An 18,177-nucleotide genomic window follows, 5' to 3' on the forward strand; every position below is an offset into this window, starting at 1 on the left:
ATGGATATTACTAATTATTTTATTGGTGTACTCACCGGAGTTTCCGTGACAACCTTTTTTATTGGAAAAGAATGGTATAAATATTATACCAAATACACGATTCAGCAAAAACAACTAGATCGGGTTTTAAAATTGAATGATAAAATAAAAAAGTTAAAAAACTTAAGTACCGCAGAAACTCCAAAGCTTAACGCAGGTATTTAAGATTTTTTCTAATTTACAATTTAACTCAAACACTTACAGCTTAAAAAGAAACCAACAAGACTGCTGCCTTTTTATGAAATGAAACCGCAGCGTTGATTTTTTACTTCTTTACTAATATTTATGCCAAGAACCACCTACAAATAAACTGCACTCAAAAGTTTACACAATTTATAACCAAATTTGATAAAAAAATGAGCTCGATATTGTATTGGGCTCATTCCTTTTGGTTATCTCAATTCTTGTTGTCGTACTACCTTTAGACACTCTTTAATTTCTTGTTTTAAATATTTTAGGTCTTAAATTTCATGATATAAAATGGCTCTGATTTTATATTCCAAAAGAAATTTTCTATCACTGTATTATTAAATATAATTTATTTATAAGAAAAAATAAATGCTAATTCTTAAGAAATGATCAGAAAAAAAAGAGTTTTAGTTAGGGACAATAAAGGGATTTTTTTAAAGATGTTTAAAAGAAAATTTAAAAATGACTTCGAATTTTCTGAAGACTCTTTTTTATTGAAAAACGAGAATAAATCAAACCATTATGATTACTCCGTATTTGTCATCTACGAGTATTCGGAACTTGTAGAGTTTTTCAAATTAGAGAGCATAAAAGCAAATTTTATGGTTTGTTTATTTAGTAAACATCTTTACAATAGTATGTCGTTAATAGGCGAAATCAAAGGTTTATTTTTAATAGATGCCTCAAAAACCAAAATAGAAGTTTTACAGGATTTAAAGTTCAATTTTAAGAAATCTTCAAGCCTGATCCCAAAATTACCGGATAAGAAATTTGTAATATCCAATAGGATCGAAAAACAGCTTGAAATATTGCAAAGAGCACTATATTTTATGATGTAATTTATAAATCATTAAAAGTTAAAAACCATCCGCCGCCGCGGATGGTTTTTTTTTATGTCTATTTTATGTCTGGCATTGGAATAGTGATACATAAGTCCATTTATCTAAGAAGTCATTATATTTATACTAAATTTTGTGCGTTTATATTATTATCATCTTTTGAAAATTAAAGAATATGAAAAAATTGATAATCATTGCATTATTACTATTTGCCGGTAATTTACTGAATGCGCAAGTAGGTATAGGTACAATTACTCCAGGCAACACTTTAGAAATAAACAGCAGTACAACTGGAGAAAGCGGATTGAGGTTTACTCAATTAAATTCCAATTCAGCAGCTGTTTCAAATACGCCGGCAAAGGTGTTAGGGCTAAATACTGCAGGAGATGTTGTTTTTACCGCATTATACCCGCAGGTAGTGTCGGTAAATACAACTCTGGATGCCAACACTCCTGCGAATACAACGTTAACATTGGGGGAAATACAGTTTCGAACCGATAAAACGAGTCCTGGGATTACTGGGAATATACAGGTACGATCCAGTTCTGCCAGCACGCTTGCTGTTACAATTTTTGGACATGAGGAGTATAATACAGGTACAAATAATTACACCGCTGTAAGTGCAGTTCTCAATGATAATTTAGGAGCGTTCACTACTTTTTTTGCAGGTGGTTTGAATTTAAATGAGTTACTTGTTTATAGAATCGTAACTGTTGGTGGAGGAATCTACCGAATCACTTTGTTTAATAGAAATGATACCGACATATATTTAGTGGGAGAAAAATTAAAATAAATAACACCTGCAAAAAACTTATTGCAGGTGTCTATTAAATATTTTTGTCTAATAAATCTGTATTGATTATTTAGGACTAGTCATTATAAGCACAATTTCTAAGCATCCCCATTTGCTATTGCCGTAAGTGCTGAAATAGAAGGCAGAAGCAGATAAGCCGTTCCGCGGGTAACAACAAATTGAGGCAGAGGTCCATCAATAACGATGTTGTTTCCATCTTCCATAGGAATTGTAAAATTAGGATCAATATTGCCCGGTAAAGGCACAATACGATTAGCAACTAAAGGATCTTGCGGTGTATTTTCTGCAGGGTCAAAAACATCACTAAAATTATTCAGGTTAATCCAGTTGTAAAGTGTTTCAAACTGACTGCTTAAATCTCCACAAAGGAATAAACCAATCAATCCACGGTCGGCATCTGGGTCAATTGATAAAGGCGGGCCGTATGGCATTCCTCGTCTTATAATACGCGGTACAGTATCTGAACCAGCCACATCAACTCCTTCATCACGCGGATTTGATACTCTTGTATGTGCAGAAAACGGACATTTAAGCCCTTTCATATCATCTTTTAAATAGCCAAAATCGGTACTTTTAGAAGTACTATGTTCAGGTTTGTCTGGCGAAAGAACCAGCGGAGAACCATTTCTCCATCTTCCGCACATTTTTGCAGCAAGCCATTCTTCCGTATACTCTTTTGTGTTCATAATTTTCGGTGCGATTACTTCAGCCTGCTTCTCCAGAAAATTGTTAAATGCTTCAACATCCTGATAAAGAATCCTAAACGCATTATAACAGCCGTTTTTAGCAAACGCAGCTTCTGGGCCGGAAAGAGGACCCGGAATTGGATTTGGGAGCGTACTGTAACCTATCAAAAAGTTATTAAGATCCTGCTGGTCTTTCCCTGCAGGATTTTCATTCAAATCGGGTTCATCAATCGAATCCCGGTAGCTAAAATGAATATAATCTGACGGCACTAACAAATATTGCTCTAACCTCCCGCTTTCTGAATTTAATGGCTTTAGCTCCGTAACCATTCCATTACTTTTTAAAGCAGCATCATTTATAATGCCCACGATTTTTTCCTGCGCAGCTGGGTTCATTGCATAAGCATGCACAACACAATGTACATCATCATTATTGAACTTTTTATTCCACCATTCAGCAGGATCGCCTGCGCCATAATCTCCCAGTGACTGCTGTGCATTATTTACATCCCATGGGCCTTTTTTAAAAGTAGAAGGAAAGCTGGAGTTTGGAACATCAAGATCTGGTTTTACAATCCCAATTCCTATAGCACTAAGACCAATATTCAGCATGATTTCAGGCTTTAAGGCGCCCCAGTCTTCTGCACTTTGCAGATACGGAAGCAGATCCTTAAAAAATTCCCTGATATATTTCAAATTAGTACCCTCCTGATTGAATTTAAAAAGCATATGTACTGAACATGGATGCGTATATCCATTTATGATAAGCCCTTGTATATCATTTAATTCAGGTTTTGCAGGCTGAGGCGTTTGTGTATAATTCATAAGATTAAGTTTTTAATTAAAGAAAAAAACAGCCGGATCAAATGACACAGCTGTAATTGTTTATACTTTTTCTTATTTCTTATTTAGAAAATTTTGCTACAATTTGCTTTACTGATTGCGGGTAAGCATAATAAAGATCCTGAGACTGGCTAAGATTACGCTCATTAATAAAGTTCGAAAAGATAGTATACGTAATCTGGTCAGGATTAGTTGGAAAATCTGCGGGTTTATTAGCCCATAAACTAATAATTACAAGGAACGCAGCTTTAATTGTAGTCGAATTATTGAAAAATGCCTCTAAGTAAGAATTCATATTTCCGTCAAATTCTGTTATAACTAAAATTCCAGCTATACCTTTTCCGTTAGTATTGGGTACAAGAGCAATTCTGGCATAATGCACAATTGCCATTTTATCTAAAGCAGCCTTAGTAACGGCGCTATTAAAGCCTTGATAAGCGGCCTGAGCTGTTGCCTGAGCTTCATCAGTTTGATAAATAGGAACATACATAGTTAATGGATTCACAGTTTGCATAATAATTTTGTTTTTGGATTTTGCTTACTCTTTTATTCCGTTTTCAGCATCGCGGGGTATTAATTTAGGGTAATTGTTTAAAGCCGAAAGTACTGGAGATATAGACTGTATTGTTAAAAAATGACATAAAACGGTTATTATTAGTCATAAAGGAGATTTTATGCAGGATAAGATTTTTTATAAGAAAATAAAGTATTGGGTATTTAGGATGGGATGTTTTTTGAAGTTACAAACACAGGTATTTTTAAGTGTAATTGAAATGAATGTATTGTCTTATGTTTCAATGCTTTGTGTGCTGCACAGAAGTTTGGATTACCAGAAATACAAAAGTGTGCAGCATTTATGATTAAACCTGAAAATAGGAGGGTAAGTTGGTATAAAAAGATCATTTTTTATTAGCTGCAAAAAAAAATCAGGATTATTTCATTTAAAAGGAAATTCTACTTTAAGATTGATTTTAACTGCTATTTGTTAATATGTAATGTTTTGAAATAATGTATTTTAACTTTTTTTTATTAAATTTGATATTACAATTTCTAGCAATAGCGATTATGGAAAAATTAAAACGCCCGGTTTATCTTAAAGCCGGTACTGATGATTTTTTTAAAAAGTTACGCACAGAAGTGAACGAAACTGTTTTGCAAAATTCATCATTGTACCTTTTAAACGTTGTAAAGTCTTTAGGCCTTTTGTTTTTGTTTTTTTTATTTTATGGCTGTATTTTGTTTTTTGGAAACAGTACACCTTTTCTTTTCCTTTTTTATATTCTGTGTGGTTTTACCATGATTGTGCTTTTTATAAATGCTTTTCATGATGCAGCGCATGGGGCTTTGTTTAAAAAAGCAAAACACAACGAATGGTTCTTATATGTTTTAGAACTTTTTGGAAGCAATCACTGGCTCTGGATGCGCCGCCACATCAATCTGCATCATGCTTACCCAAACGTTCAGGATTGGGATATTGATATTAAACAAAGCGATATAATTCGGATTTTTCCAAACAGTCCGGTGCTTAAATATCATAAATACCAGCACATTTACATGTGGTTTATTTACCCGCTTTACAGCCTAAACTGGATTTACATTCGGGATTTTAAAGATTTTTTTGGGAACAAAAACAATTACGTAAAAAAGATTGTTGACACAATCCCGCAAAAGCAGGTATTTATATTATTTACTGCAAAAATTATAAACCTGTTTTACATCCTTTTTATCCCAATGATTTTGCTTAATCAGCCTTGGTATTTGGTTTTGGCAGGATGGTTAGCCATGCATTTATTCGGAAGTGTTTTGGGAGTTGTAGCACTTGTTTCTACCCATGTTGATGAAGATGCTAATTTTCCCGGAACAGACGAAGAAGGAAATCTATCTGCAACCTGGGCTTTACATCAAATGATTGTCACCAAAGATTTTAGTACAAATAGCAAGCTGGCCAATTTTTTATACGGAGGTTTTACACATCATGTGGCGCACCATCTTTTTCCGGGTGTTGGCCATACGTATTATCCTTACATTACGCCAATTATAATAAAATATGCAAAAGAATATGATCTTCCCTATACTTCATATCCTTTTTATCATGCTGTACGCTCTCATTTCAGGATGTTAAAAAACAAAGGTATTAAAGAAAATATTTTAATAACGGGAGAGATTTAAAGGTTAAATTATACTTGTTTTTTATCGTTATACCATACACAACTTCTTCAGGACAATCTTCTTTCTATCGGTCTAATTGGGCAGTGTTCCAAATTAGGTGTTTTTGAAAAATACAACCGTAAGATCAATAAAACTAAGCTGAAATTAATTTTAACAGGCAGTCTTTATGATTGTCTGCTGCATTGTTATGTTTATAAATTGCAAAAAAACCGATCTAATTTAACTTATTATCAGATTAGGTGGTAAAACGTTCTAAGATATGAGAAAAAAGACATAAAAAAAGAGGCTGAATTTTTTATGCAACATTAAGATTCTGTTATAGAGTAAATTAAGTGTAAATATATCTGCATATATTGATTAATTATGCTAACTTTATTCTTACAAAATCAATATTTTATTAAATGAGTCGTGATTTTTTATTGCAGCTTAGTTAAAGGAAGAACCATTACCTGTTTTGAGTTGTAGTACAGCATTCCATTTTTAATACTGTTTTTGCCATCGATGTGAGTTCGAAGAGCGGAATAAATATTATTGTAATAACGAATATGTCTGACATTATGAAAAAAGAAACCTATGCACAACAAACAAACCTGGAAGATATCCCATACTGCTATCCTTCGACCTGGCCTGCTGATGGGCCAATTGATTTAAATATTCATGATCTTCCGCACCATGAATCACTAATCGAATGGTGGTATCAAAATTGTCATCTTACTTCTAAGGATGGAAAGCGGCTGTCTTTATTTGCTTCTTTTTTCAGAGTGGCAGTAAAAGATGAGATAACAGGAGATCTTAATTATACGCATTCTGTAATCTGGTCTTTATCAGATAAAACGGAAGGAAAATATTATATGGATTCTCTTTTAGATCTGAGTACGCCGGCAGAAATATTAAAAGCTATTAAAAAGAACGATGAAAAGAATGCGGGAAACAAATCGATTCGCCGCGCTCTAAAAGAAGTGTATGAGAAAGGAAATATGCCCCTGCCGGACAGACTTCTTAAGCAGCCTGCAAATATTGGTGCCAAAAAACTTTCTCTTAAATACGATGAAAACTCCTTTAAAAAAAATAAAGAAGGCCATTATCATTTAAAGCTTGAGAATCCATTGAACGGAGTGGTTTGTAAACTTAATTTTATTCCATTAACAGAACCGGTACGGCATGGAAATAATGGATTTGTAAGCGGTATAACGAAAGAAGAAATGTTTTATTATTTTATTCCAAAGTGTGAGGTAAGCGGAAAAGTTCAGATAGGTAACACGGTTTATAAAGTAGAAGGGAACGGCTGGTATGACCATGAATTTAGCAGACCGGCTGATGAAACTTCAACATTTGAATTTAAGCATGAAATGGACTGGAACTGGATAGCGCTGCAGCTAGATAATGGATATCAGTTATCAGGTTACGATCTTTTTGATAACACAAAAAATGGTGAACATGCCGGAGGTGCTATAGTTATTATTGATCCGAATGGTAAAAGAACAAGCGTAGAGCATTACTCATTTTTACCTGAAAAGTATTGGACAAGTGCCCGAACTTTTATATCCTATCCTGTTTCCTGGAGATTAGAAATACCGCAGCTCACTATTTTTCTTTCTATTACCGCAGATTTTCCCGAACAGGAATTTATTACTATTCTCTCTGCGCCCGCATTTTGGGAAGGCTGTGTAAGTGCCGAAGGAAAATTTATGGATACAGAAGTTTCCGGTCAGGGTTATATTGAAAGAAACGGATTTAGTACCAAAACAAATATCGAAAGTTTCTTAAAAGCAGTAGGCGATACGACCCAAAAATCAGTAGAATCTTTACTGCCTTTAAACCCTAGCGATGAGCAGTTTCACAGGTTGGTTGATAGTCCGCTGGGTGTTACTTTTTTTAGTATGGAAGATAAAGAACAGTATGTTTCTTCGGTCATAAAACCCATCAGAGAGATTGTAGACAGGAGTAAAAAAGCCTGGAGGTCTTATGTATTTCTTGCATGTATAGATAGTGTAGGTGGAAACTCTCAGCCGTTTATCGACTGGCTGGCAATGCCGGAGCTGATACATACAGGATCCTTAATTGTAGATGATATTCAGGACAGATCTGACACCCGTAGAGGAGGCACGGCCCTGCATCTTATTTATGGAGAACCACTAGCTATAAATGCAGGTAATATTTGTTATTTTATTGGTGAATTGTTTACACGTTATCCTCATCTTACAGATCATATCAGGTTAAAAGTATATGAACTGTATTTTGAAATGATGCGTGCAGCACATGCAGGTCAGGCAATGGATATCAGCGGACTTCATTTTATGATGCCTGATGCAGTAAAAATTGGAGAAAGTTCGGTTCTTGAAAAAAGAATCTATACCATACATCGGTTAAAAACAGCAGCACCTGCCTGTACATTGGCTAAAATGGGAGGATTGATAGGAGGCGGGAAACCAGAGGAAATAGAGGCACTAAGCAATTTTTTAGAAGCAATTGGTGTTGCTTACCAAATAGTAGATGATGTGTTGAATCTGCAGGGGTATGAAAATAATCTTAAAGATAAAGGAGAAGATATTACTGCCGGAAAAATAACCATGCCAGTTGCAAAAGCGATGGGATTATTGCCTTTAAATCAACGCGAATACGTATGGAAAACTCTTCAAACCATGCCAACGGATACAGCGGTAATAGCATCGATAATTCATTTATTGCAAAATTGCGGAGCCATTGAAGCATGCCGTCAAGAAGCAGAAGAACTTGTCGAAGAAGCATGGAAAAAGCTTGATAAACTCCTGCCAGACTCATTTTTTAAAGTAAGATTGCGTGCCTTTGGCTGGTATGCATTAAAAAAGGAATAATTTTAAAAAATTACTTCAAAACCGGAATTTTCACAAAGCTGTCATTATACCATTTTATTTGCAAAGGCTCTTTTGCATCACGAATAGTTTCATCGCTTACTTCTTTTCCGGTTCCGTAATTTAACTGCGAAAACGGATTTTTATTTATAGTAACGGCAATCAATAAACGGCTTCCTTTACTTAGCTGCTTACTCACGAAATGAGTATTAGTAAAGGAGATCGTTTCAATTTTATTAGGTACTAAAAGCTGTCTTTTTTCAATGTTTTTTGCATAACTGGCACGGCCTATGTAATATGATAAATGAAAATATTCTCCATTTGGCGTAACTTCATAAAGCGTAACGCCCAGATCCATATCTTTTTTGTTTATGCTGCATTTGATTTCTCCTAAAAAGGACCCATTTACAATTAAAGCTTCTTTTAAGGGTTCGCTTATAAAAAAACAGCCGTCATTTACGTTAACATCTTTACGAATAATTGGGCTGGGATAATAATTATTATTACTGATTTGTCGGTCTTTAAAATCAACTTCCTGCGATAAGAATTCTTTTTTCTTAGGCTTTTGATAATCGGCCAGATAAAAATCTCCGGATTTATTTGCTGTTAAATAGAAAGTCAGGAAATCATTATGCATTTTTTCAAATGATGAAGCACTTTTCCATTCATTGGCACCCATAACTTCATAATTGATTTTATCTTTTAGAATTTCAGGTTTAGTACCGTTCTTCAAAATAAAATCAAACCATTGATAGGTAATTTTTTTAATGTCAATTAAAGCGTTTGAGTCGACTTTATAATCATTTAAAATGGCTTCGCCGCCAATTTGGGTTCCAAAATGTCCATAAGGTCCAATTACAAGATAAAAAGGTGTTTTCGGACTGTACTTTTGAAGTTCTTTTAAATAATATAAACCTGAGTTTTGAGAATCATTATAATAACCGTCAAAAGCTAAAACAGGAATATTTATCTGCGAAAAATCATTTTTATAAGGTGCCATTTTCTGCCAGTATTCATCAAATGACGGATGGCTTACCCATTTTTGAAACCATCTGTTAGGTTCGCCGTCAATGCTGTCCAGTTTTTTATAAGCCGCTCCAGATTCCCACCACCTAAATTTTAATCCTCTAAAACGAGGCCTGTTATTATTGGTAACTGTATCAAGATATTTGTTGTTTCCCACATAAAAAGCCCATTCATAATTTGGGTTTATAAAAACATTGTTTTCCATTGGCAGTCCCATTCCCGGTCTGTTTGCTACGTAAGGAACAATTGTTTTAAGTGCAGGATGCATCTTTTTGCAAGCCGCCCATTGCGTAAATCCATTATAACTTCCGCCATACATTCCAATGCTTCCGTTACACCATTTTTGTTTGCTGATCCAGTCTATAGCATCATAAACATCGCTGTTTTCATTTTCATACGGATCAATTTCGTTAGGGCTGAAACGTTTTCCCCGAGAGTAAACAATTACGCCTGTATAACCTTTATCAACAGATTCTTTTATGGTTTTAAGATCTCTGCCTTTGTCACGAACATAAATCGTATATTGAAGAATTACAGGTTTTGCATCGTTATCATTTTTTTTGCGGGCAACCATTGCAGATAATATTGCGCCGTCTCGTGCTGTAATCGAAACACTGTCCTGAATATCGTAATCACTCTCGTTACTTGCTAATTTTGCGGCTTTTGTCTGTTGTGCAGAAAGCTGGCAGACCAAAAAAAATAAACTCAGAAATAAAAACAATGCCTTATTATTCATCATTAGTAAGTTTTTTTAAGTTGAACGAATTTAATTAAAATTTATATATTTACTTCAATAATGACTCAAATTATAACTTCATGTTACAATATATCAAATCTTCGTTTTTTTTAATATGTTTTTGCTGGATGATTTCTGCGAAAGCACAAAATGAAGCTTATGCAGAACCTGTAGAGCATAAAATTGAGGACACAACTTTTGTAAACCTTAAAGAGTACAGCAAAGATTTCATTTATGATATGAAATATGCCACAGATGATAATTTCCTGAAGGCTAAAGTGTATGATTGTGCAGAATGTTTCCTGCGATTAAAAACGGTTAAAGCTTTAATCGAAGCCAATAAAGATTTTATTAAAAAAGGATATAAAATAAAACTGTACGATTGTTACAGACCTTTATCGATCCAGCAGAAGATGTGGACGATTGTATCGAATCCCGAATATGTTGCAGATCCAAAAAAAGGCTCCATCCACAATAGAGGAGGAGCCGTAGATATTTCGTTAGTTGATGCAAAAGGAAAAGAACTTGAAATGGGAACCGCTTTTGACTTTTTTGGCCCTGAAGCCGGTCACAACTACACTAAATTTTCTAAAGAAATTTTGGCAAACCGAAAATTCCTTAAAAAAATAATGATTCAAAACGGTTTCAATTCGTTTGATTCAGAATGGTGGCATTATAATTTAAAAACCGGATTAAAAGATTCTGTTTCTAATCAAAAGTGGCACTGCGAATAATTATTCAACACATTTGATATTCTGCATGAAATACGTGTTGGGCTGGTATGTTTTGCCATTAAGTTCAGACACTAATTCTCTTTTTACAATATAATCTTCAACGTCAGTCAGGTATTTAATTCGCATAATTAAAACAGGCGAAGTTTTCAGATCTTCATAATTGTCTTTCATAAACATGAAAATTCCAGTATTTACACGGTTGTCAAAACCTTTATCGTCGCGAATTAAAGTTCCGCAGTTTTCCTGATTGATATGAAGAAGAGTTACAATTTTTCCATTTTCTAATTGTAAATAAACCTTAGAGTTTTTATCAAAACAATTTGCTTTCAGGAAATCTTTACTTTTTTGAATAAGCTGTAAATTTAAAGTTGGTAAGCCGTCAGTCTGCGCAAGCGAAAAGAAAACATAACTAAAAGTTCCGCCAAAGTTTTTCTCGCTTATCAAATATTCGTTAGTTACTTTATAAGTTCCAATCGAGTCTGTTACATTTGTGCTGTATTCACAAGGTTTTTGGGCAAATGCTGTAAAGGTTAATAAAAAAAGAGTTAGAGTAATTAGTTGTTTCATTTTTAGTTTATTTTTCTGCAAATTAAAACTATTTTGCTTTCATTTTTATCAGTTGTAAAAAAACAATAAACATTTCCTCCATTTTTTATTTTCCATTTCTTTCGAATATTTTCTACAGTTTCCGGAAAGTTGCGGGTTGTAACGTTTGCCTGCTGATTTAACAGCTCCAATTTCATTTCATTTTTACTGTATGAAATTACTTTTTCGATTTCAAAACGCCGTCCCGGAAAATCAATTAAATCTTCTGAAGTATATAAATGAGAATGTTTATGCAGTTTATTGATTTGGAATGCTGTACTCACTTCATCAAAACCGCCCGATTTCATAATTGCCGAATTAGGTTCGTAAAGATATTTTTGAGGAAGGTTGTATGATGGTAATTGAGTTTCGTTACCTAAAACAAACTCAAAAGTTTCAATTTTATCTTTTAAGATATTGGCAGTTTTCAAAGTTATTTCACCCGAATTCTCTTTATGAATTTCAAAAAGCAATTCCTTAACCTCATTTTCGAGCGCGATAATATGAATGTTTTTTACAAATTTCAATTCAGATAAACCAGCAGAAATGTCTAATAAAGGCGCGGTTTTAATTAAAATTGAATCGGCCTTTTCAAAATAAAAATCTAAAGATTCGGGAACATTTGGCAGACAGTCTTTCAGCATAAAAACTTTGCCTTTTGCATCATTTCTTCTCGAAGGATCAATGTAAATCCAGTCCCATTTCTGGTTTAGATCCTTTAAAACATTTGCAGAATCATTGGCATAAAAATGGCAGTTTTCAACGCCTAATTGTTTGAAATTATGCTTTACAATTGCAGATAAATCTTCATTTATTTCGCAATGCATAATAGTTTTAAATTGTTTGGAAAAATAATAATCATCAACACCAAAACCTCCTGTAAGATCAATTAAACTTTCTCCGGAAATTAAAGAAGCTTTATAAGCCGCCGTTTTTTCAGAAGAAGTCTGCTCGACAGAAATTTTACCCGGATAAATAATGTTTTCTGCAGCAAACCAGACTGGTAATTTGTCTTTAGCTTTTGCCTTAGCTTCAATTTGGTTTAAAATTAAAATCCATTCAACCTCTGGAAAAGGATTTTTTTGAAGTGCTAATTTTGTTATGGATTCACTGCTATTCAGCGTTATAAAATCTTGAATATTTTTACTTAAAATAGAAGTGTTCAAAGTTAAATTCTTTCGGTTAAAACAGATATAATTTTGTTATCAGGAAAAAATTCTTTTAAAATTACTTTTATCATTGTAAAAAGCGGAACAGCGATAATCATTCCCACGATTCCAAAGGTAATGCCGCTAATTAAAGTAATAAGGAATATTTCCAGCGGATGCGAATTTACACTTTTTGATGAAATTATAGGCTGGCTGATATTATTATCAATTGCCTGAACCAGTAAAAATCCAATAACGACATAAATAGTAGTTGGTAAAATTTCAGACCTAAAGTCCTGTCCAATTAAGCTGATCATAGTTAAAAGCGCAGCTAAAGTCGTTCCAATAATAGGCCCGATATAGGGAATAATATTTAAGACAGCACATAAAAACGCAATTACAAAAGCATTTTCGTTTCCAAAAATCATCAAAACAATCAGATAAAGAATAAAGACAACCGTAAGTTGAAGTAAAAGCCCAATAAAATAACGGGTTAACATATGGTTTATCTTGGTAATAGAATTTAATATTTTGTCTTCATTTGAATCCGGAAGTAATTTTCTGGCAGTAGATTTAAAATCATCCTGATCTTTAATAAAGAAAAAAGTAATAAAAAATACCGAAACCAATCCCATTCCCATATCAGCCATAAAGTTCAAAATCGAATTGATGAAGCCTGTAAAATAACTAAAATTCAACATCGAAGTGACTTTTGAATCCCTAAGGACTTTATTTAAATCAAAATGCTGAATATTAAAGTACGTTTCAATGCTTTGTTCAGTTTCCATAAACTGGGACTGAAGCTGTTTGGTATCTAAAAGCGATAAATTGTTTGCCTGAGAAATGATTAACGGAACAAACAAAAGGATAAAACCAACCATTAATAAAATAAAAATAACGATAGCTGTTGTCGCAGCAAGCGAATCTTTGAATTTTAATTTATTTTTTAAAAACAAAACCAGCGGATTTGATATTAGACACAATATCAAAGAAATACATAAATAAACAATTACAGTTTGTATTTCGTATAGAAAGTATAAAACAATACCAATTATTAATATTGTAGCTAATGCCCGTAAGATTCCGTTAGAAATAATTTTTGACGTTATCATATTTTAATTTTAGACCATAAAAATAGGAAAAAGCTTTTAAAACTTTTGTATTTAACAAAAAAAAAGCGAGATGAAAACATCTCGCTTTTGTAAGTTATTTCTTTAAGTGCAATCAAAGGCTTAAGGCTGTCCAAAAGAAAATCTTGCACCTCCGCTTACGAAGATAGCAGCCATTCTGCTTTTTTGTCCGTTAGAGAACATGTACATTGCATTATCATCAGTATAATCCATGTAGTTCATTGTCATTTCTACTGGAGTACCAGAACAAGTACTATAGTGTGGATATGCAGGAACACCGTAATTTGGCTCGTTATGAGTTGGAGTATCAGAAACTAAATCGCTTCCGCAAGTTGCATCTCCCCAAATGTGACGTAAGTTCATCCAGTGACCAACTTCGTGAGTACCAGTTCTTCCTAAATTGTAAGGGGCATTTGCAGCTCCTGAAAGACCAAAATATTTAGAGTCGATTACAACTCCATCAGTTGCAGAAGCACCTCCTGGAAATTGTGCATATCCTAAAATTCCACCGCCAATAGTACAAGCCCATAGGTTTAGTTTAGTTGTTGGTGAAGTTGGAGCCAGACCACCTTTTGATGTTTTTTTCATTGCATCGGCTGTTCCCCAAGAAGTTTTAGTTGTAGATTTTCTAATAACCTGATCTAAAACAAATGTAATTCCAACGTTAGCTTTTACACCTGCAAAAAGTGCTGGTACGCTGTTAAAATCAGAGTTTTGCGCATTGAAATCTTTGTTTAGAACATCAATTTGAGATTGAATTTGCGCATTTGAGATATTCTCTGCACTTGTTCTGTACAAAACGTTTACCACAACAGGAATTTCAATTTTACCATTTACAAGTTTACCCGTAAGTAAAGTTTTGTTTGTAAAAGCTTCAATTTCGTTCATTCTAATAGCCAATGTAGGGTCAGCTTTTAATTGAGCTTCTAACACGTCCTGAGTTGCACAAGAACGAAGTGTTGTTTTTGCAGCCGCAGCTTCTGAACCGCTTGCGTCAGCAGATTGATCGTTTTGACAAGAAAACAGCACTAATGCTGTAAATGCAGTAATAATAATCTTTTTCATAATAATAGGGGGTTTTGTTATAAAATAATAGTTTTGGTTAACCAGCTCGCAATTTTATAACAAAAACACTTTGTGACCAAATTTTTATATTAATTTATTTACGTTTTTTTAACAATCCCTTATATAGTCTAGTTCCTACAAAAAAGTTAAAATTATTTTTATGATGTAAATTCTTATTTATTGATGTTTTGGGAGCAAAAAAACTATATTTAGATTTAAATTTAACCTTTAGGTAACTTGTTTGTTTGTGTTTTAACATTTTCCTTGCATTTTCTACTTTTTTAGAAAATATTAGCTTTTTATGTTAAAGACTGCAAAGAAGTAATTTCGTATAAGGCTATACTTGCTGCCTGCACAACATTCATGCTGGAATTTTTTCCAAACATATTTATGTGTACAATTTGATCACAAATTTTTAAAAGTTCATCAGAAATTCCATCAATTTCACTTCCTATCAAAAGTGCTGTTTTTTTATTCGGAATCACAACTTCTCTTAGAGGTTTGCTATTGCTTGTAATTTCTAAAGCAATAACTTCGAAATTGTTTTGCTGTAAATAGTCAATTAATTGAGCTGTTTCTTCGATAATTTGATGTGGTACATGAAGATGCGTACTGCGGGAAGTTTTGTTAATTTTCCTTGGCGTAAGCGGAATATCTTTCCCCAGAAAAATAATATTTTCGACACCAAAAGCTTCAGAAATTCTAAAAAGCGAACCAATATTCTGCTGAAAATAAATATGATCGCAAACCAAGGTTATTGGAAATATTTTTCTCTCAAATTGATTTTCTTCGTGAGTAAGCTGCACTTTTTAAAATTTAATTGGTAAAAATATAATTGATAATGTTTGCACCCATTTTTAAAGCTTTATCGCGAACATTTGCAGGATCATTATGAACTTCAGGATCTTCCCAGCCGTCGCCTAAATCGCATTCATAAGTATATAATAACACCAATTTGTTTTCTACGAAAATTCCAAACGCCTGCGGACGGGTTCCGTCGTGTTCGTGAATTTTAGGCAATCCGTTTGGGAAAGGAAAAGGTTTTTGAAAAATAGGATGATTTGCCGGAATTTCAACTAAATTATTATTAGGAAATATCTTTTTGATTTCTTTTCGAATGTATTGATCCATACCGTAATTATCATCGATATGAAGAAAACCTCCCCCGTATAAATAATTTCTAAGATTTGTAATATCAGAATCGCTGAAAACAACATTTCCGTGCCCGGTCATGTGCACAAACGGGTACGAAAGCAAATCAGGATTGCTTGGTTCAACTGTCGAAGGTTTTGCTTTTATTCTGGTATTGATAGTCGAATTGCAAAAACGAATTAAATTGGGCAACGATGTTGGGTTTGCATACCAATCGCCGCCGCCGCTGTATTTAAGCAAAGCAATTTCCTGAGAAAAGGATGAAATTGAAAAAAGTAATAATAAGTAAAATATTTTTTTCATAATAATTTTAAATTGCCTGTTATTCGGCTTTTTTGTCATCCTGAGGAACGAAGGATCTCACAAGAAACTCCGCACAGAAAGTCGTCAATCTGTGTCGATCAACTAGTGCGATCCTTCGTTCCTCAGGATGACAAGATTGTCTTTAATTAGGCACTTCATTAAAAAATACAACACTATGACAAGCCACAACTGCAGCAGTTTCTGTTCGCAAACGTGTATTTCCTAAAGTTACCGGCTGATATTTATTTTCAATGGCCAAAGCTATTTCTTTTTCAGAGAAATCCCCTTCGGGACCAATTAATAAAGTTACATTTTCATTTGGTTTTAAAGTTTCCTTCAAAGATTTTTTGTCGGTTTCTTCACAATGAGCAATAAATTGTAAACCCTGATTTTTTTGTTTCATGAATTCTTTAAACGAAATGGCATCATTCAGTTTAGGAAAATAAGTTTCATTAGATTGTTTCATTGCCGATAAAATAATCTTTTCAAAGCGTTCCAAATTAATTACTTTTCGTTCAGAACGATCACAGATTATTGGTGTAATTTCCTGAATTCCAATTTCTGTAGCTTTTTCTAAGAACCATTCAAAACGATCGTTCATTTTGGTTGGCGCAACGGCTAAATGCAGGCGAAATTTTGGCTCAGGAGATTTTTTTATAGAACGAACGCTCACAATACATTTGTTGTCTGAAGCCAATGTAATTTCAGTTTCAAACAATAAACCTAAACCATTTGTAACATGTAAAATATCCGAATCTTTCTTTCGTAAAACTTTTATAATATGTCGGCTTTCTTCTTTATCAAAAGAAAAACTTTCGGTTGTTTCGTCAATATCCGGATTGTAAAATAACTGCATAATTAAAATTGAATTCGTGCTTTAGAAACCACCGCAGAAGTTTCAAAGCGACTTGATAAATATTTTTGATAGCCTACAATTCCAATCATTGCCGCATTATCTGTAGTATATTCGAATTTCGGAATAAAAGTTTTCCAGCCATATTTGGCTTCGCTTTCCTTTAATGTAGTTCTGATTCCTGAATTTGCCGAAACTCCTCCGCCAATGGCAATTTGTTTAATTCCGGTTTCTTTGACAGCAAGTTTTAGTTTGTCCATCAAAATTTCGATAATCGTATGCTGAATAGAAGCACAAATATCATTTAGGTTTTCATCAACAAAATTTGGGTTCTCCAGTTTATTTTTCTGGATAAAATACAAAATAGCTGTTTTTAATCCCGAAAAACTAAAATCTAATCCCGGAACTTTTGGTTTTGTAAAAGTAAAGGCTTTCGGATTTCCTTCTTTCGCATATTTATCAATCAAAGGTCCGCCTGGATAGGGAAGCCCTAATATTTTTGCACTCTTATCAAAAGCTTCTCCAACAGCATCATCGGTTGTTTCGCCAATAATTTCCATATCAAAAAAGCTGTTTACTTTTACAATCTGAGTATGTCCTCCGCTGATGGTTAGAGCTAAAAAAGGAAACTCAGGTTTATCGTAGCCTTCTTCATCAATAAAATGGGCTAAAATATGGGCATGCATATGGTTTACAGCAATTAACGGAATATTTAATGCTAATGCTAATGATTTACTGAAAGAACTTCCTACTAACAATGACCCCATTAAGCCGGGACCTTGCGTAAAGGCAATGGCAGTTAGCTGTTCTTTTTGTACATTTGCTTTACGAAGTGCTGCGTCGATTACAGGAACTATATTTTGCTGATGGGCTCTTGAAGCTAGCTCAGGAACTACACCGCCATATTGATTGTGAATTAATTGATTGGCCACAACATTTGAGAGAACTTTATCGTTATGTAAAACTGCGGCGGCAGTATCATCGCATGAACTTTCGATGGCAAGAATAAAAACCTCTGAATTTTGCATATAAAGG

General features: G+C 33.7%; 17 protein-coding genes. 6 read left to right on the forward strand and 11 right to left on the reverse strand.

Features of this window, described 5'->3' with window-relative positions:
* The 3 genes from LUU93_RS16395 (at window position 1) to LUU93_RS16405 (ending at window position 1,860) form a co-directional block, all read left to right on the forward strand.
* A complete protein-coding gene (locus LUU93_RS16395) occupies window positions 1-204 on the forward strand; it encodes a hypothetical protein (protein WP_232682254.1) in 204 nt (67 codons plus the stop codon).
* Window positions 205-614: 410 nt separating this feature from the next.
* Window positions 615-1,067 carry a hypothetical protein gene (locus LUU93_RS16400; RefSeq protein WP_232682255.1) on the forward strand — a complete coding sequence of 151 codons (453 nt, stop codon included), beginning with the start codon at window positions 615-617 and terminating at the stop codon, window positions 1,065-1,067.
* 175 nt (window positions 1,068-1,242) lie between these two features.
* The gene (locus LUU93_RS16405) at window positions 1,243-1,860 is read left to right on the forward strand and encodes a hypothetical protein (protein ID WP_232682256.1); all 618 of its coding nucleotides are present in this window, start codon (window positions 1,243-1,245) and stop codon (window positions 1,858-1,860) included.
* 98 nt (window positions 1,861-1,958) lie between these two features.
* On the opposite strand, the gene LUU93_RS16410 is transcribed toward LUU93_RS16405, so the two are convergent.
* Window positions 1,959-3,392, reverse strand: a complete 1,434-nt coding sequence (locus LUU93_RS16410) for a Dyp-type peroxidase (protein WP_232682257.1) — start codon at window positions 3,390-3,392, stop codon at window positions 1,959-1,961.
* Between the two features lie 79 nt (window positions 3,393-3,471).
* Complete coding sequence (locus LUU93_RS16415; RefSeq protein WP_232682258.1) at window positions 3,472-3,924, reverse strand: hypothetical protein; 453 nt, start codon at window positions 3,922-3,924, stop codon at window positions 3,472-3,474.
* Window positions 3,925-4,475: 551 nt separating this feature from the next.
* On the opposite strand from LUU93_RS16415, the gene LUU93_RS16420 reads away from it, so the two are divergent.
* Window positions 4,476-5,579 (forward strand): fatty acid desaturase family protein, encoded by a 1,104-nt coding sequence (locus tag LUU93_RS16420; RefSeq protein ID WP_232682259.1) that lies wholly within the window; start codon window positions 4,476-4,478, stop codon window positions 5,577-5,579.
* 557 nt (window positions 5,580-6,136) lie between these two features.
* On the forward strand, window positions 6,137-8,413 hold the full coding sequence (locus LUU93_RS16425; protein WP_232682260.1) for a lipocalin-like domain-containing protein: 2,277 nt from the start codon (window positions 6,137-6,139) through the stop codon (window positions 8,411-8,413).
* 10 nt (window positions 8,414-8,423) lie between these two features.
* On the opposite strand, the gene LUU93_RS16430 is transcribed toward LUU93_RS16425, so the two are convergent.
* Window positions 8,424-10,175 carry a CocE/NonD family hydrolase gene (locus LUU93_RS16430; RefSeq protein ID WP_232682261.1) on the reverse strand — a complete coding sequence of 584 codons (1,752 nt, stop codon included), beginning with the start codon at window positions 10,173-10,175 and terminating at the stop codon, window positions 8,424-8,426.
* A gap of 125 nt (window positions 10,176-10,300) precedes the next feature.
* Between LUU93_RS16430 and LUU93_RS16435 the strand changes: the two genes are divergently transcribed.
* Complete coding sequence (locus tag LUU93_RS16435; RefSeq protein WP_232682262.1) at window positions 10,301-10,906, forward strand: M15 family metallopeptidase; 606 nt, start codon at window positions 10,301-10,303, stop codon at window positions 10,904-10,906.
* On the opposite strand, the gene LUU93_RS16440 is transcribed toward LUU93_RS16435, so the two are convergent.
* The 8 genes from LUU93_RS16440 to tsaD form a co-directional block, all read right to left on the reverse strand.
* On the reverse strand, window positions 10,907-11,473 hold the full coding sequence (locus LUU93_RS16440) for a hypothetical protein (protein ID WP_232682263.1): 567 nt from the start codon (window positions 11,471-11,473) through the stop codon (window positions 10,907-10,909).
* Window positions 11,474-11,475: 2 nt separating this feature from the next.
* Window positions 11,476-12,657, reverse strand: coding sequence for a THUMP-like domain-containing protein (locus LUU93_RS16445; protein ID WP_232682264.1), 1,182 nt, complete (start codon window positions 12,655-12,657; stop codon window positions 11,476-11,478).
* Between the two features lie 2 nt (window positions 12,658-12,659).
* Window positions 12,660-13,751, reverse strand: coding sequence for an AI-2E family transporter (locus LUU93_RS16450; RefSeq protein ID WP_232682265.1), 1,092 nt, complete (start codon window positions 13,749-13,751; stop codon window positions 12,660-12,662).
* Between the two features lie 120 nt (window positions 13,752-13,871).
* Window positions 13,872-14,834: a zinc metalloprotease gene (locus LUU93_RS16455; protein ID WP_232682266.1), complete on the reverse strand. Its 963-nt coding sequence runs from the start codon at window positions 14,832-14,834 to the stop codon at window positions 13,872-13,874.
* 299 nt (window positions 14,835-15,133) lie between these two features.
* On the reverse strand, window positions 15,134-15,640 hold the full coding sequence (locus LUU93_RS16460) for a TrmH family RNA methyltransferase (RefSeq protein ID WP_232682267.1): 507 nt from the start codon (window positions 15,638-15,640) through the stop codon (window positions 15,134-15,136).
* A 10-nt stretch (window positions 15,641-15,650) separates the two neighbouring features.
* On the reverse strand, window positions 15,651-16,289 hold the full coding sequence (locus LUU93_RS16465; RefSeq protein ID WP_232682268.1) for a DUF4159 domain-containing protein: 639 nt from the start codon (window positions 16,287-16,289) through the stop codon (window positions 15,651-15,653).
* A 142-nt stretch (window positions 16,290-16,431) separates the two neighbouring features.
* Window positions 16,432-17,145, reverse strand: coding sequence for a 16S rRNA (uracil(1498)-N(3))-methyltransferase (locus LUU93_RS16470; protein WP_232682269.1), 714 nt, complete (start codon window positions 17,143-17,145; stop codon window positions 16,432-16,434).
* Window positions 17,146-17,147: 2 nt separating this feature from the next.
* Complete coding sequence (gene tsaD / locus LUU93_RS16475; protein ID WP_232682270.1) at window positions 17,148-18,170, reverse strand: tRNA (adenosine(37)-N6)-threonylcarbamoyltransferase complex transferase subunit TsaD; 1,023 nt, start codon at window positions 18,168-18,170, stop codon at window positions 17,148-17,150.
* Window positions 18,171-18,177: the final 7 nt, after the last annotated feature.

Source organism: Flavobacterium soyae, from assembly GCF_021245985.1.
Lineage (GTDB): Bacteria > Bacteroidota > Bacteroidia > Flavobacteriales > Flavobacteriaceae > Flavobacterium > Flavobacterium soyae.

Excerpts from the sequence above, each read along its gene's own strand:
- LUU93_RS16420 (WP_232682259.1), top strand. The coding sequence starts at position 4,476 with ATGGAAAAATTAAAACGCCCGGTTTATCTTAAAGCCGGTACTGATGAT.
- LUU93_RS16450 (WP_232682265.1), bottom strand. The coding sequence starts at position 13,751 with ATGATAACGTCAAAAATTATTTCTAACGGAATCTTACGGGCATTAGCT.
- tsaD (WP_232682270.1), bottom strand. The coding sequence starts at position 18,170 with ATGCAAAATTCAGAGGTTTTTATTCTTGCCATCGAAAGTTCATGCGAT.
- LUU93_RS16395 (WP_232682254.1), top strand. The coding sequence starts at position 1 with ATGGATATTACTAATTATTTTATTGGTGTACTCACCGGAGTTTCCGTG.
- LUU93_RS16435 (WP_232682262.1), top strand. The coding sequence starts at position 10,301 with ATGATTTCTGCGAAAGCACAAAATGAAGCTTATGCAGAACCTGTAGAG.
- LUU93_RS16425 (WP_232682260.1), top strand. The coding sequence starts at position 6,137 with ATGAAAAAAGAAACCTATGCACAACAAACAAACCTGGAAGATATCCCA.
- LUU93_RS16455 (WP_232682266.1), bottom strand. The coding sequence starts at position 14,834 with ATGAAAAAGATTATTATTACTGCATTTACAGCATTAGTGCTGTTTTCT.
- LUU93_RS16470 (WP_232682269.1), bottom strand. The coding sequence starts at position 17,145 with ATGCAGTTATTTTACAATCCGGATATTGACGAAACAACCGAAAGTTTT.
- LUU93_RS16430 (WP_232682261.1), bottom strand. The coding sequence starts at position 10,175 with ATGATGAATAATAAGGCATTGTTTTTATTTCTGAGTTTATTTTTTTTG.
- LUU93_RS16400 (WP_232682255.1), top strand. The coding sequence starts at position 615 with ATGATCAGAAAAAAAAGAGTTTTAGTTAGGGACAATAAAGGGATTTTT.
- LUU93_RS16405 (WP_232682256.1), top strand. The coding sequence starts at position 1,243 with ATGAAAAAATTGATAATCATTGCATTATTACTATTTGCCGGTAATTTA.
- LUU93_RS16410 (WP_232682257.1), bottom strand. The coding sequence starts at position 3,392 with ATGAATTATACACAAACGCCTCAGCCTGCAAAACCTGAATTAAATGAT.
- LUU93_RS16440 (WP_232682263.1), bottom strand. The coding sequence starts at position 11,473 with ATGAAACAACTAATTACTCTAACTCTTTTTTTATTAACCTTTACAGCA.
- LUU93_RS16415 (WP_232682258.1), bottom strand. The coding sequence starts at position 3,924 with ATGCAAACTGTGAATCCATTAACTATGTATGTTCCTATTTATCAAACT.
- LUU93_RS16465 (WP_232682268.1), bottom strand. The coding sequence starts at position 16,289 with ATGAAAAAAATATTTTACTTATTATTACTTTTTTCAATTTCATCCTTT.